The sequence below is a fragment of the Paenibacillus durus genome, from assembly GCF_000756615.1.
Taxonomy (GTDB): domain Bacteria; phylum Bacillota; class Bacilli; order Paenibacillales; family Paenibacillaceae; genus Paenibacillus_AQ; species Paenibacillus_AQ durus.
Genome location: NZ_CP009288.1, coordinates 2,987,649 through 3,001,754, shown reverse-complemented (window position 1 = coordinate 3,001,754; position 14,106 = coordinate 2,987,649). Strand labels below are relative to the sequence as shown.

Here is a 14,106-nt window from a genome sequence, read left to right as displayed (position 1 = left end):
AAATACTTGAAAATTGGGAGGAAGGTTGAACTTATGGATTCCGTCGTTTCCACCCGCTGGCTGCTGGCCCGGCTGTATGAACCCGAGCTGGTCATTGCGGATTGCCGCTTTCTGCTGTCCGATCCCGAAGCGGGACGCAGCGCCTACCTGAAAGATCATATTCCTGGAGCCGTTTATTTGCATTTGGAAGAGCAATTATCTGCCCCTGTCGGTCCACATGGCGGCCGCCATCCCCTGCCGGAACCCGCTCTGATAGCATCTGTGCTGGGCCAAGCTGGGATTAGCCGGGGCAGCATCGTCGTCGCTTACGATGATCAGGGCGGCGCATTCGCTTCCAGACTGTGGTGGATGCTGCGCTATTTGGGTCATGATAAAGTATATGTTATGGATGAAGGCTATTCGGCGTGGAAGGCGGCGGACTTTCCGGTAAGCGACAGCCAGCCCGTCCGCATTCCAACTACGTACGAGCCGGATGTACATCCGGAGATGCTGGCAAGCGCCCAGGAAGTCGCGCGATATTCGAAAGCTGGCGGTTCTGCTGTTCCGCTGCTGATTGACTCGCGTGAGCCGCGCCGCTATGCCGGCCTTGAAGAACCGATCGACGCTAAGGCCGGGCATATCCCGGGTGCGGTCAACCGGTTCTGGAAAGATGTCCTGGACGAGCAGGGCCGATGGAAAGACGCCGCCGCGCTGAAAGAGCAGTTTGCCGGCATCGATCCCAGCCGCGAGACAATCGTCTACTGCGGCTCCGGCGTCACCGCCTGCCCGAATGTGCTCGCTCTTCAGAGAGCCGGGTATGATAAGGTACGGCTGTACGCGGGGAGCTGGAGCGACTGGATTTCGTATGAGGAGAATCCGGTTGCGACTGGGGAGGAATAATAGCAAAGAGCCCGCATCCTGATGCGGGCTCTTTGCTATTATTGGCGATGTAAGGTTCATACATCGGAACCGAAGCAGGCCAAACTCAACCAGCGCGAACCAACCTGAGTACCGGCACGCGCTGGTTGATTAGCCTTTTTCATAGATTCCGCTGCTTTTATTTAGCATTTTTTATCTATCATTACCATAACCGGCGGATTACTGACCCTGCGAACTAAGACGTAAAGGGTAATTAGCGCTACAATTCCAGCAATGATTATAACACCTAGAGGCCCTATGATTAGCAGTAATTCATAAACCAATTTAACTGAAGCCTTTACATACATCGTGCGTTCAGGTCCGTTCTTGGCATCCATGGCAAGCCAGGTCAGGACCATTCCGACCAGAATGGTAATCACCAGCGTTAGCGAAGGCTTGATTCCAGCCTTGAAGGCAGAGTATTCCTCGATCCGGTAAGTATGGCTCCCCTGCATGTACGTATACAATTTATCAATAAATTGCTGTTTGACTTGGGCATCTTCAATAACAATAAATTCGCTATCTTTTTTTCCATTAATTTTAGTGTATAAGCGAATCCATCCCGTCTTCTTATTGGCCGCAATTCGAGTAATGGCAGAAATCGCAATCGTCTCATCGGAATGCAACCGTTCCTTAACCCCAGCATCCCCTGTAACGCCATTGATGTATTGCTTCGCCTTCTCCATTTTCACTTTCGCATAAATGGTATCGGGTGTCAGTACAACCGCTTCGTCCCCGGATGTAGCGAATATATCCGATTCACTCAAAGAATGGGTAATCATGATCTTTTTCCTCCTAAAATAAAAGCTATTGATTCAGCTGATTGTATTTGTCGATCAATATACTCAGCTTATCATTGTAATTTTCGGGGGTTCCTTCCTTATTTTTCCGGAAAAAGCTGCTGTTCAAAGTAAACTCATCCACTGCTTCTTTATTATTCACGCGTTCTATAATGTTAGTTGCCGCTACCTTTACTTCTTTGGCCGCATCCACATAATTCTCCAGCGCGTACTCCCTGAAACCTTCTGTCTTTATTCGCGCTTTGTCTGCCGCATATTTATTGATATTTTGGAGATCGGTGATCAGCACATTGTATTTTTCTTTAAAGGGTTTCAGATCAAGTTTCAGAATATTGTCGGCATATATCTCCTGCTGCTCCATTACATCAGACAGAGCTTCCGCATCAAGCATAAAAGTCAAGATCGAATACCTGATTTGTTCATCGTTCTTACGTAATTCCTTCAGCTCGGCTTGAGTGCGTTTATTCCCTAAATCATTGATAGCGTCAAAATACACATCCGCCGCTTTTTCATAAGCCTTATAAGCAGTTATGATTTGTGTATGCAACTGCTTTCCTTTGGCAAATTGATCATCTACATACCCTTTTACATCGTAATAATCATAAGCTTCGCCCAGAACAGCAGCCAATTTCTTAATCGCAGGCTCCAGTTGAACTATGGCCGTATCAACCGCATCGAATGCAGGTTCCTTATCCTTATAATCAAAAGCCCGGTTCATCGTATCTTTATCGTATTCCGAAATAGAGAGCAGGGAACCGCTAAAATATTTTTCGATCTTGGGCTTATTCCCGTCTCCGAACTCTTCAAAGTAATCATTAAGCACATCTTGCATGCGGCTGGTCATAAAATTATTAAGATCGACATAAGCGTTATACTTTTCCATTTCTAAATTGAGCTTGTCGGTGTCAGCAAGCTTCTCGGATTCATCAGATCCCGCTTCCTTAGCTCCTGCTGAAGCTGTTGCTCCATTCGTCTTGGTTCCCGTATCCGCTGCTTCCGATTTCGTCTCAGCAGCTTTTTCCGTTTGGAGAGCAGAACATGCCGTAACCATTAAAAGAAAAACCAAAATCCCAGCCAGCAAACCGGATTTATTCAAAATTTGCACAATAGTTATCCTCCGCTAATTTAATCGTTACCGCAGATTGGCTGCATAAGTCCAGGCGTACAGAAAAAGGGGCCATCCTTTCGTCATTTTTGATGACTTAGAAGACAACCCCTAGATGCGCATCTTTTTAATTGCTTAATTTTAGTTCTTGGAGATCAACACAATTCGGGATACCTTCTCATCGGACAGCTTCACAGTCGTCTTACCGTCCTCGCTCATCCGGTACAAACGGCCGTTATCTCCCGCATTTACATAGAAAATCCCAGCAATATCGTCTTCATATACGCATAAATCCCATTCCACGCCAACCATCTTGGTCAATGTGAAGTTTGAATTGAGCACATACGCTCCGCTTTCGGCAAACAGCACGGTCGATCTTACTTTTCCACCGTTCATTAAGTTACGGACATATTCTACATTCGTTAAAGGAAGCTTCTTGGTGCTCGTTACTTTCCCATTGGCAATTGTACTTACAAAAGCTTTGCCTTTGCCATCCACATAAGCGAATTTGTTCGCTCCCAGATTGACTATTTCATACACGCTGGTTTGATTCAAGGTTATGAATTTCCCGGTTCTATCCATGAGAATGCCTTTGCCTTTGGAATAGTCATAATCATCGTTAGAGTCAAGACGAATCCCTTTATTGAATAAATAATAATCGCCTGCCCATGAGCCGGACAATACCGAATTCGCGTCTAGTGGAGCTTTTGCGTTAACGGCTTTGGCATTACCGCCGCCTGCCGGCAGCGTAAATAGCACCATACTGTTCAAAGAATACATGGTTTCTTCAGGCTTAGTATCCACCATCAGGTAAAGCATGTTATTGTACGTATGCGCAAAATAATCACCTGGAAAGGCTCCGCTGGCAATCCATTGAACAGATCCGCTGCCGTCGGCCGCTTTGGAAGCCACCCAGGTCGTGCGGCCATTCTTCAGCGCATTATAATAAACTCTGCCGTTCACTACCGTAAATCGAGGGAAGTTCGTATCCGCCATATCGGCAATCAAGGTACCGTCTGTAGATCTCTCGGCGTTGGCCGATGCGCGGTAAATGCCACCCTTGTCATCCATGTAATAAATAAGGTCACCCTCTGTTATGTAATGAAGTATTCTTTTGTCTCCACCAAAATTAGAAATTTTGGCTGTGGCATCCGTTAGCGACAAGCGAAGCAATGTCGTGGATGTGGCATCGTACAAATAGTACAAATAATTGCCCGCGGGCTTCAGTTCCACTCCGTCGAAATTATCGCGAATTTTCTGCGCAGGGCTTCCATCGGTCCGCACCCGGTATAGATCCCCGTTAGATACATAATACACATAAGCATCATCAGACGGGGCCGCCACCGCTCCTTCAGCTTTTGCACTTCCCACTGAAACTCCGGTAAGTGCCAGTACGAAGACAAGCAGGGTAAAGAGGGTCTTTCTGGCAAATCCAAAATAGCTGTTCATTTCAAAACTCCTTCTAATAATAAAATATATAAGAGTAATACTCCTCTTTTATCGGCTATATATTACAATTTTCCCATAATTCATTAGTCCTAAATTTTACCTGAGGTACTAGAATGGACTTTATGAAATCCTACCGCTGACTTAAAAGCGCGAAGCTGCAAGCCTGATCAAGTCATTTTAAGCGTCGTTATTTGCCAGAAGATCATTCATCCAATAGGAGGATTGAGTCAAAAGTCACACACCGGAAGCGTTTGCTTTTTTTCTTGAACAGGGATATGCATGTATGCGAATGTTGGGTTGAAAAATGCGAAATTAAAAAATAGGGAAGCTGGAGCGGCCAGATCCGCTACGAGGAGAATCCGGTTGCGACCGGGGATGAGTAAATATAAAAGCCCGCGTTTGAAGCGGGCTTAAGGGCTATGGCAGTCAGCCGAGAGGCAGGCTGCTGCGGCCATTTTGACGTACCTTTGCAATTGATCTGTAATTAAGAGCACGGAGAATAGCTGGTTTGGGATTTATGTGCAAGTCCAAAGTAAGCGAGGATAGCCAATAAGCTGGTCGATAAGATAATGACTCCCATTGGGACTGCTGTGTATTCTCCGGCAATGCCAACCAATGGAGAGGTGAATGCTCCCAGCAGGAAAGGCAGTAATCCAAGAAGCGCAGATGCGCTCCCTGCCCTATGACTTTGTGATTCCATGGCTAGAGAGAAGGAAGCTGTTGAAGTTGTTCCGATCGATGCGACAAAGAAGAAAAGCGGAATAACCAATGCTAGTAATGGGCCGTTCAAAAGAATTACAATTAAGGCCGCAAGGCTGGACGCGCCGGATAACAGCAATCCATAACGCAGGAATCGCCGCTCCGAGATCACATGGGTAAAGCGTCCAACGATTTGAGAGCCGATAATTAAGCTGATCCCATTTGACCCGAATAAAATGGCAAACAGTTGGGGAGAGGCACCGTAAATATTCTGGTAGATAAAAGGAGTCCCTGATACATAAGCAAATACCCCTCCGATCATAATGCCTTGTGCCAGCGCGTATCCGGTAAACTCGCGATCTTTAAGCAAGGTTCGAATACCTGTTATCAGTTCGCTAAAGTTACCTGAAATTCGATTCTGAGCAGGCAAGGTCTCTTTCAGATTCAAGGTTGCAAGGATAACTAACACCAATCCTACAGTACCCAAAACCACAAAAACACCCACCCATGTAGTAAAGGCTATGACGCTGCCTCCTGCCACTGGTGCAATTAAAGGAAATATATTATTTACCAACATGAGCAGTGAAAAAAACTTGGTGAGTTCCGGTCCGCTATAAACATCACGGATGATCGCCCGAGAAATAACAATTCCTGCGGAAGCGGCAAAGCCTTGAACAAAGCGTGCGGCTATGAAATAGACGATATTAGGTGAGACCGCGCAGACAAATGAAGCGATCAAATAGAGAATAAGTGAGATTATTATGGGCCTCCGTCTTCCATGAACGTCACTCAAAGGGCCCATAATAATTTGACCCAGACCTAATCCTATTAGGCAAGCAGTTAGACTAAGCTGCACCAGAGAAGCACGGGTGCCAAAGTCTGCAGCGATTTCAGGAAATGACGGCAAATACATGTCGATGGTAAGTGGACCCAGTGCTGAAAACGCGCCTAAAAGTAAAACAAGTCTAAACCGATTATCATTTTTTAAAGACATCGTTAGATTTTCTCCTGACTTATGCAAATATATTTATAGTTAGTTACCTTTCTTCATTATAGACTAAGACACCTATTGTTTGACACCTTTTTCTCGGTAATTTGGGTAAAGTTGTTGAAATTGGCCCTAAGCAAGGGATTCGCTTAGGGCCAACTCTGTATTTTTTATCAAGATTATGAATCAACTTCCTGCAGTCGGTATACTTGCCTTGACTCAATAAGACCCTCTATATTACGCCGGAATTGCTTATAATGGTCAGTCTCAATATGGAAGTTGATAGACTCTTCATCTTTCCAGATTTCATAAAACACAAAAACGGCTTTATTTTCGATAGATTGATGCAGGACATACTTTATGCATCCCTCTTCCGATCTGGAAGGTGTTACTGCTTTCACTAACTCTTGATACAGAAGCTGTTCTTTTCCCGGTTTTGCTTGAAGGATGGCTGTAATAGAAATAGCGCTCAATTTACTTTCAACTCCCCTTTTAACAGCTAATGCGAGAAACTTTGTTAAATGATTATAATGATTTTCTTAAAATCGTCTCCACATCGTTTTTATTTAAAGGGACATAACTTCCAAGGGTTTCGGCCACCATTGCTCTTTCAAGCATTGTGCCGATTTCCGTATCATCGATTCCATAATCGGAAAGCTTCTCAGGGGCCCCCAGCGAAGTCCAAAACTCACGTAATTTTTGAATCGTCTCAGCCGCCACGTCAGAGTCATTTTTGTCTTTGGCATCAATTCCAAAAACGCGAATTCCTAGTTGAGCCACTTTTTCCGGTCTCTTGGAAGCGACAAATTCCATCCAATTAGGGAACAAAATGGCTAATCCGCCGCCATGAGGAATGTCATGAACGGCTGAGACCGCATGCTCGATCATATGGGTCGCCCAATCGGTATGAACACCCATGGATAGAATGCCATTTAAAGCCATTGATGCATTGAGCATGATGACTTCGCGGTAATCGTAATTACCGAGATCATTAATTAACTTGGGTGCAACTTCCATTGTTGTCTGCAGGATGGATTCACCGAACCGTTCTTGCAGCGGGGCATTGGATGAAGCATGAAAGTATTGCTCGAAAACATGGGACATAATGTCTACCATGCCGTAAACCGTTTGGTTTTTAGGTACGGAAAAAGTGTTTTCCGGATCCAGAACACTGAATTTGGGGAAAGTTAGATCGGAGACAAAAAAACGTTTATCCTTTTCTTCCCAATTCGTAATGACCGAACCGCTGTTCACTTCCGAACCTGTCGCAGAGATCGTCAAAATAGTGCCGAAAGGAACGGCTTTTGCCGCTGTTGCCTTATTCGTTACAATATCCCATACGTCGCCTTCGTAGTATACGCCTACAGAGATAGCTTTTGCACAATCAATTACACTTCCGCCGCCAATAGCAAGAATAAAATCCAAATTATTTTCTTTGATAAGGTCAATACCCTTTTTCACCGTTGTTAATCGCGGATTGGGCTCTACCCCACCCAGTTCCGAAATATAGACATCTGTAATTTCAGACAGGGCTTTAATCACTTGATCGTACAGCCCATTCTTTTTAATACTTCCGCCCCCATATAGAAGCAAAACACGCCGTCCATAGGATGGAATTTCGTTTTTAATTTCTTCGACTTGCCCGCGTCCAAAAAGGATTTTGGTAGGATTATTAAATATAAAGGGGTTCATATGGTACTCCTCCTTTTTATATTGCTTCGGCCGTGTTATTACAAAATACTTTGGATAATCCCGCCCTCTACTCTTTGAGCCGCACCGTTGATGGCTGAAGCTTTATCGGATGCAAGGAACACAATGGTATCCGCTACTTCCTCAACTGTGGCATAACGCTGAATCAGAGAAGTCGGCTGGTCATACTTAAAGTAATCTTTGATAAAGGTATCCAAATCTTTTCCATTCTCTTTAGCAAGGTCTGTAATAAAAGTGCCGAATCCTTCCGTCCACGTCGGTCCTGGAAGAACCGAGTTGACCGTTACATTTGTTCCTTTGGCCACTTCCGCCAAACCTCTTGAAAGCGTAATGAGTGAAGTTTTAGATATACCATAAGGAATAAGTTCGGGATAGGGTTTGATTCCGGCTTCACTTGCAACGTTAATGATTCGTCCCGCATTGCGTTCAATCATCTTGGGCAGGAATGCTTTGGATAAACGAACAGCGCTCATCACATTAATTTGGTAGTATTCCAGCCATTCCTCATCCGTCACATCAACAAAAGGCTTTACGGTAAAAACACCCGTATTATTAATCAAGACATCCAAATCTCCGATTTCGTTCACTTTATTGATGCATAGTTTTCGCAAACTCGTGACTTCAGTCGTGAGTTAGAAAACTTCGGATAGGGCGTGGCATATGCCACGTTAACTATCCGACACATGTTTAGGTGACTATTATAACAATCCCTTTAGTGTCAAGGTTTCTATAGAAAAATAACACTGACATATGTTATTCTGTAGCCAGAGGTGATGATATGTCCGAAATAAAGCATGGTCGTGGTTATGTCTATGCCATTCAGTACCACATCGTATGGTGCGTAAAGTACCGACACAAGATTCTTGTCGAAGAAATAGACGTAAGACTAAAAGAAATTCTTGTTCAGATTGCATCCGATAACAACTTCACAATATCTGAAATTGAAAGTGACTCCGATCACATTCATCTTTTAGTGGATTGTACACCACAGCATTCGATACCTGGTATGATAAAAGCATTAAAAGGTGTTTCCGCAAGACTTTTGTTTAAAGAGTTTCCAAAGATTAGACAGAAATTGTGGGGAGGCAATCTTTGGAATCCTTCTTATTTTGTTGCAACAGTAAGTGAACATACAGAAGCACAGATAAGAACGTATATTCAAAATCAGAAAGTGAAGTGAAAAGCAATGGTAGTGAATAAAGCTTACAAATTTCGCATTTACCCCACGCCAGAACAAGCAACACTCATTAACAAGACGATTGGATGCGCTCGATTTGTGTTTAATCGTTTTCTAGCCCTATGGAGTGACACATATAAAGAAACAGGAAAAGGCTTATCTTATGGTGCATGTTCTGCTGAACTCACAAAACTAAAACAAGAAATAGACTGGTTGAAAGAACCGGACAAATTCTCTTTACAAAATGCACTGAGGAATTTGAGTGACGCATACCATCGCTTTTTCAAAAAACAAAACGATGCGCCTAAGTTTAAGAGTAAAAAGAATCCTGTACAGTCTTACCAAACAAACTACACGAATGGAAATATTGAAATTGTAGACAATCAGATCAAGTTACCTAAACTTGGACTTGTGAAATTTGCTAAAAGCCGTGAAGTTGAAGGACGTATCCTGAACGCTACGATTAGACGCCATCCAAGCGGCAAATACTTTGTATCTGTGCTTGTAGAAGCCAACATCCAAGAATTGCCCAAAACAGGCAAAGAAGTTGGCATCGATGTTGGTTTGAAAGATTTTGCAATTCTATCCAATGGCGTAGTAGTTGGCAACCCTAAATTCTTTCGCAGACTGGAAGAAAAACTGGCAAGGGCACAGCGTAAACTTTCACGCATGATGAAAGGCAGCAGCAATTGGAACAAGCAACGCATCAAAGTAGCGCGAATTCACGAGAAAATCACGAATGCTCGTACGGACTACTTGCAAAAGATTTCAACGCATATTGTCAAAAACCACGACATCATTGCGATTGAAGATTTACAGGTAGCCAATATGGTCAAGAATCATAAGTTAGCCAAGGCAATTAGCGAGGTTTCCTGGTCGATGTTTCGCTCCATGCTAGAGTACAAAGCGAAGTGGTATGGTCGCATAGTTGTGGCTGTGGGTAAAACATTCGCATCTTCGCAGCTATGCTCCTGCTGTGGCTATAAGCACAAAGATGTAAAAGACTTAAAGTTGCGTGAATGGGACTGCCCAGAATGTGGAGCGCACCACGACCGAGACTTTAACGCAAGCCTGAACATTCTTGCCGAAGGCAAAAGACTTCTTGCTGTGTAATCCTTACACGAACTGTCGGAACGACAGGGTTAGCTTGGTAAATTTCTCTTCGTTGAAGGGACTACCCAAGAATCTCGTGACTTTAGTCATGAGAGGTTCAAGAGTTTCTCGCATTCCGCTTTATCGGCAACGTCTGCAGCAATTCCATAAACCGTTCCGAGTGCGGAGAGTTCTTTAACCGTTGCATTAACATTTTCTTCAGAGCGGCCGTTAATAATAACTTTGGCTCCTTCTTTCAAAAAGCTTATGGCTGTTCCTTTACCAATCCCCGCCGTAGATCCTGTAATAAGAACTAATTTATTTTTCAAGTTCAATTCCATAAACATTCTCCTTCGTGTCATTATGTACCCGTCAAGTCCATAGCCGTCAACGACAAGTCAGAGGCCTAACGAATGGCGCGAGCATTAAATAGTTCCTGTAAAAAACAGAAACTAATGCACACCTTGGTTTTGATGAGTATTTGCAATTATAGTTCTGTGGGAAACGAATGGGAAGTAGGTACTTTTTTGTAATATAGGTACTTAAAAGTAATATAGGTACTGATAAGTACCTATATTATTGAAAATAAAACTGAAGGAGCAGTTAGAGAAGTATTTAAAGAACCGGACTGTAACTTGGATTCGTCTGTACCGCGTGGTGCTTTACCATTTGTGGGCCATCACCCGGATTCTACGGTAATCCAATCACCCAGTGCCCGTCCTTAAAAAGTGACGGTCTCAATTCCTGATCCAGATGCTTGAGTACCGCCTCTCGTTCCGAAGGAGTGAGCACGCTTAGTACTCCATTAGCAAAAGTATTCACCCATCGCCGGAAGCCTTGATCGCCACCCTCCAGCGGCGTTGGACGGTTGAAGCAATGAGCGAGATCTACCGTCAGCCCATGCTGTTCCAGCAGTGTTGCGTATTGACCAATGCTGGGGAAATACCAAGGCAATTGGAGCTTGTCACTGGTACCAATAGCGGCAAAAGCGCGCGGCAGCCCGTCAACGATTGAAGCGATATTGCCGAGTGCGCCGAACTCGGCGACAAAACGGCCGCCAGTACGCAGGCTGGCTGTGATGGAGGCGACAGCCTTGTCCGCATCCTTCATCCAATGCAGCGCGGCGTTGCTGAATACAGCATCGACTTCCAGCTCTGCTATATATTTTTGACCGTCCGCAAGTATAAAGCTAAGATCAGGATACTTGGCACGGGCAGCCTGAATCATTTCTTGGGAAGCGTCTATCCCTGTTACAATAGCGCCTTGGTCGGCAATGGCTGCGGCCAGATCACCGGTCCCGCAGCCCCAGTCTATGATCCGCTCCCCCTGTTGCGGCCTTAGCAGACCTATCAAAGACTCCCCAAAATGGGAAACAAAAGTCATATCTTTATCATAGGTTCCAGTATTCCATTGCTGTCTCAATGCAGCACTTCCTTTCTTTTTTCAGCAAAAACCCAGACATTCTGCCAGCAATTCGTTTTTCATATGTATTGTACAATGCCCCCTGCTTATACGTGAAATATATAGATCGTATCGCCGTAATTGGTTATGACTATAAGTGCACCATATTCGTCTTTGAACTACCTTAAAAAGCCGCCAGTATCTGGCGGCAGTCGTACTAATTATTCGGATACTCTGCGTGAATTCTACTTTGGCAGATAATGCCCGCGTATCCGATCGCATGCTCCAAGCAACTTATCCATGAGCTTAACGGCCCACTCCGGAGAACCTTTGGCATCCAGAGCCTCGACACTGCGAAGCAGCCGCGCAAACATATAGAGATCGGCAAATTTCTGAAAAACAAAGCGCAAGCCCACATATTTTTCATCTAATGCTTTAACCGACCTGTACCCGGCAAGAAACTGCTCTATTCTCCGCTTCCCCTCATTATCTTTCAGCTCTTCCAAATCCGATAACGCGGATGTAACATCCATCATGAACCAATGAGCCATAGCGTCGTCGAAATCAATGGCTGAGTAGCACTTTTCCTCATTATCGTAGAAGATATTATCTGTCTGGAAATCATAATGAATAACTCCGATATGTCCTTCCCCTGACGGAAGCTCCAAGAGCTGTTCCCTTAATCGTTCAAGTTCTTGCCGAAGGCCAGCTTCATGAGTGTACCGCTGCAACATCGAGGAAATAAAGGCCAGCGCATCCTGCCAACTTTTGAAAGAAGCGGCTTGAGGTGTATATTTTTCAGATAAAAGATGAAGAGCGGCAAGCGATCGGCCCCATTCTTCAAAATGAACATCCGTCATCCGGTCAAGCGGAATATGCTCTCCTTTGGCCTGCTCAAAAACGACGCCATAATAAAGCCCTTCCGCAGTCGATATTGTCTCAATCCATGAACCGCATTTGGAACGTACCGGCGCGGCGGCCGGATATCCTTGATCCAGCAAATACTGCAAGAAATCAAGTTCAGCCTGAATATTCTGGGCAGTGTTGTCCTCTTCATGGATGAACCGAAGGTATTGCCTCTTCCCATTTCTGTCGAAGATGTATACAAAATTGCTGCTGGCTCTCCAAAACTTCAACGTTCCCGTGTCATGATCCCATAATTCAATCAGCTGTTTGGCCGGAGAATCATTTTCCAATCCTCGGACCATGTTTCTTAAAGACATCATTTCCTGTCTGCCTCCCATGACCTAATGAGAGGTGTGATTATCTACGAATCAAGACCTCTCAATGGCTTTAATGTGATTGTATACGTATTCAAACATCATCACTCCTTTAAGGCGTAGTAGGGATTCCGGCTGTGGTAAGCTGTATCCTTCCCTCATGAACTATTGTGTGATAGATTTCCATTTTTATCAAGCTGAAATATATTTCCGAAAAAATTAATTGACGTTCAAGTTAGGATACCCGGGAACGCCCACTGATTTTGGTTTCTACTTGTACCTTTGAATCAATAAGCGGATATACAAAAGGGACGCCCAGATACTGGGACGTCCCTTTCTATGCTCTAGGACAACATTTCGATAAAAGCTCTAATGCGGGTTAAGATTTGTCCGCTTGGCGGTCCGACCTGGAACGTTCCTTCCAGATTAATGCTCGGAATGCCTTTGTTGTGAAAATACTCTCTGTACATCTCCCTGGTGACGCTGCCGAACGAGCAGCCCAGGTACCCGTACAGAATCAAGCCGCGGGCCCCAATTTTGTCAATCTGCTGCTCGATAACGTGGCGCCGGTAGATCGAGGCCCCGGCCATCTGGCTCTCGAGCTGGAAGCGGGCGAGCGATTCGACCGGATCGATATCTTCGTTATAGTCCTTGGCATAAGGGGAGCTTACAAATCCGAGCAGCGCCCCGCCGGCATTATCAATGGCGTCATAAATCCCGAACTCCTGCCCGCTCCCTCCCGTCCAGATCAGCGGAATGGCCCGTCTTCGATCTGCTTCGTTCGCCTCAAGCAGTGATAACTCCTCGACCAGACTGTCCAGAACCTCGGTATATTCTTCAGGTTTGCCGAAATAATGGGTTAGACCGTTCAGCAGATACATGATTCCGAGGCTTTTTACATAGAACGGATGATTCAGCCGCAGGTCCATGATTTCCCGGATTCTGCGCATGAGATAGTTCTTGCGAGTAATCTCAAGGTGCAGGCTGTCCTTATCGATCTCCCGGGTTCCGGTCAGCCATTCATTGAATTCCCGGATTTCGTCCACAAAATATTGGACCAATTCCTCGTAACGCCCTCCTTCCACTCCTGGCGCCCGATAGACGACATCGCTGGTATAGACGTCGAAGCCTTCCTTCTTCATCACTTCCCAAGCCAAGTTGTACGGCTCACAAGCGGAGGATGAACCGAAAATGCGGGTAATTGAGGAGCCAGCCTGCTTGCGCAGATACCACTCGCCCGCAGTTGCTTTGACCATTGAGCAGGTCTCAGCGGGCATCTGATAATGGTCCTCCGAGATCGTTATCGCTTCTTGTCCGCTGATGCGGCCCAACTCCGAGAAAGCGACCGGGATGGCTCCGGTAGAGTAAATCAGCGGCATCGCCCAGGGCACACCGGCCCATATGACCTTTTTGCCGCCCTGACCGGCTTTCTCCGCATCGTCCACATAATCGATGACCAGATTGAACAGCTTTTGGATCGCAGGCGAATAAGCATGAACGACATCCCGGCTGTGCCGGATATGATTGAGCTGTTCCTGGGCCTCGCTTGTCAGTATCGTCGACATTGA

At 45.3% G+C, this 14,106-nt stretch carries 12 protein-coding genes and 2 pseudogenes; 3 read left to right on the top strand and 11 right to left on the bottom strand.

Annotated elements, in window-relative coordinates; genetic code table 11:
• Positions 1–33 precede the first annotated feature (33 nt).
• Entirely contained in the window at positions 34–879 is an 846-nt protein-coding gene (locus PDUR_RS12880) for a sulfurtransferase (protein WP_042206622.1), read from the top strand.
• A gap of 161 nt (positions 880–1,040) precedes the next feature.
• Here PDUR_RS12880 and PDUR_RS12875 read toward each other — a convergent pair whose 3' ends face one another.
• The 7 genes and pseudogenes from PDUR_RS12875 to PDUR_RS12845 all read right to left on the bottom strand — a co-directional run.
• Complete coding sequence (locus tag PDUR_RS12875) at positions 1,041–1,679, bottom strand: hypothetical protein (protein WP_042206621.1); 639 nt, start codon at positions 1,677–1,679, stop codon at positions 1,041–1,043.
• A gap of 25 nt (positions 1,680–1,704) precedes the next feature.
• On the bottom strand, positions 1,705–2,802 hold the full coding sequence (locus tag PDUR_RS12870) for a YiiG family protein (RefSeq protein WP_052410207.1): 1,098 nt from the start codon (positions 2,800–2,802) through the stop codon (positions 1,705–1,707).
• Between the two features lie 141 nt (positions 2,803–2,943).
• Positions 2,944–4,251, bottom strand: a complete 1,308-nt coding sequence (locus PDUR_RS12865; protein WP_042206620.1) for a DUF5050 domain-containing protein — start codon at positions 4,249–4,251, stop codon at positions 2,944–2,946.
• Positions 4,252–4,735: 484 nt separating this feature from the next.
• Positions 4,736–5,944: a multidrug effflux MFS transporter gene (locus PDUR_RS12860; protein WP_042206619.1), complete on the bottom strand. Its 1,209-nt coding sequence runs from the start codon at positions 5,942–5,944 to the stop codon at positions 4,736–4,738.
• Between the two features lie 173 nt (positions 5,945–6,117).
• Positions 6,118–6,411, bottom strand: a complete 294-nt coding sequence (locus tag PDUR_RS12855) for a putative quinol monooxygenase (protein WP_042206618.1) — start codon at positions 6,409–6,411, stop codon at positions 6,118–6,120.
• Positions 6,412–6,463: 52 nt separating this feature from the next.
• Positions 6,464–7,630, bottom strand: coding sequence for an iron-containing alcohol dehydrogenase (locus PDUR_RS12850; RefSeq protein ID WP_042206617.1), 1,167 nt, complete (start codon positions 7,628–7,630; stop codon positions 6,464–6,466).
• Between the two features lie 38 nt (positions 7,631–7,668).
• Positions 7,669–8,253, bottom strand: a pseudogene (locus PDUR_RS12845) (SDR family NAD(P)-dependent oxidoreductase); the annotation flags it as partial.
• Between the two features lie 173 nt (positions 8,254–8,426).
• Here PDUR_RS12845 and tnpA point away from each other — a divergent pair.
• Both tnpA and tnpB read left to right on the top strand, forming a co-directional pair.
• The gene (tnpA, locus tag PDUR_RS12840) at positions 8,427–8,828 is read left to right on the top strand and encodes an IS200/IS605 family transposase (RefSeq protein ID WP_042205351.1); all 402 of its coding nucleotides are present in this window, start codon (positions 8,427–8,429) and stop codon (positions 8,826–8,828) included.
• Positions 8,829–8,834: 6 nt separating this feature from the next.
• Positions 8,835–9,938, top strand: coding sequence for an IS200/IS605 family element RNA-guided endonuclease TnpB (gene tnpB / locus PDUR_RS12835; protein WP_042206616.1), 1,104 nt, complete (start codon positions 8,835–8,837; stop codon positions 9,936–9,938).
• A gap of 98 nt (positions 9,939–10,036) precedes the next feature.
• Here the strand turns inward: tnpB and PDUR_RS12830 are convergent.
• From PDUR_RS12830 to PDUR_RS12815, 4 genes and pseudogenes are all read right to left on the bottom strand, one after another.
• Positions 10,037–10,258: pseudogene (locus PDUR_RS12830) on the bottom strand (SDR family NAD(P)-dependent oxidoreductase); the annotation flags it as partial.
• Between the two features lie 349 nt (positions 10,259–10,607).
• The gene (locus tag PDUR_RS12825) at positions 10,608–11,339 is read right to left on the bottom strand and encodes a class I SAM-dependent methyltransferase (RefSeq protein WP_233277535.1); all 732 of its coding nucleotides are present in this window, start codon (positions 11,337–11,339) and stop codon (positions 10,608–10,610) included.
• Positions 11,340–11,563: 224 nt separating this feature from the next.
• Positions 11,564–12,544: a phosphotransferase enzyme family protein gene (locus PDUR_RS12820; RefSeq protein WP_042206614.1), complete on the bottom strand. Its 981-nt coding sequence runs from the start codon at positions 12,542–12,544 to the stop codon at positions 11,564–11,566.
• A gap of 338 nt (positions 12,545–12,882) precedes the next feature.
• A complete protein-coding gene (locus tag PDUR_RS12815) occupies positions 12,883–14,103 on the bottom strand; it encodes a 2-hydroxyacyl-CoA dehydratase family protein (protein ID WP_042206613.1) in 1,221 nt (406 codons plus the stop codon).
• Positions 14,104–14,106 lie beyond the last annotated feature (3 nt).

Excerpts from the sequence above, each read along its gene's own strand:
- PDUR_RS12880 (WP_042206622.1), top strand. The coding sequence starts at position 34 with ATGGATTCCGTCGTTTCCACCCGCTGGCTGCTGGCCCGGCTGTATGAA.
- PDUR_RS12875 (WP_042206621.1), bottom strand. The coding sequence starts at position 1,679 with ATGATTACCCATTCTTTGAGTGAATCGGATATATTCGCTACATCCGGG.
- PDUR_RS12865 (WP_042206620.1), bottom strand. The coding sequence starts at position 4,251 with ATGAACAGCTATTTTGGATTTGCCAGAAAGACCCTCTTTACCCTGCTT.
- PDUR_RS12860 (WP_042206619.1), bottom strand. The coding sequence starts at position 5,944 with ATGTCTTTAAAAAATGATAATCGGTTTAGACTTGTTTTACTTTTAGGC.
- PDUR_RS12850 (WP_042206617.1), bottom strand. The coding sequence starts at position 7,630 with ATGAACCCCTTTATATTTAATAATCCTACCAAAATCCTTTTTGGACGC.
- tnpA (WP_042205351.1), top strand. The coding sequence starts at position 8,427 with ATGTCCGAAATAAAGCATGGTCGTGGTTATGTCTATGCCATTCAGTAC.
- tnpB (WP_042206616.1), top strand. The coding sequence starts at position 8,835 with ATGGTAGTGAATAAAGCTTACAAATTTCGCATTTACCCCACGCCAGAA.
- PDUR_RS12820 (WP_042206614.1), bottom strand. The coding sequence starts at position 12,544 with ATGATGTCTTTAAGAAACATGGTCCGAGGATTGGAAAATGATTCTCCG.
- PDUR_RS12815 (WP_042206613.1), bottom strand. The coding sequence starts at position 14,103 with ATGTCGACGATACTGACAAGCGAGGCCCAGGAACAGCTCAATCATATC.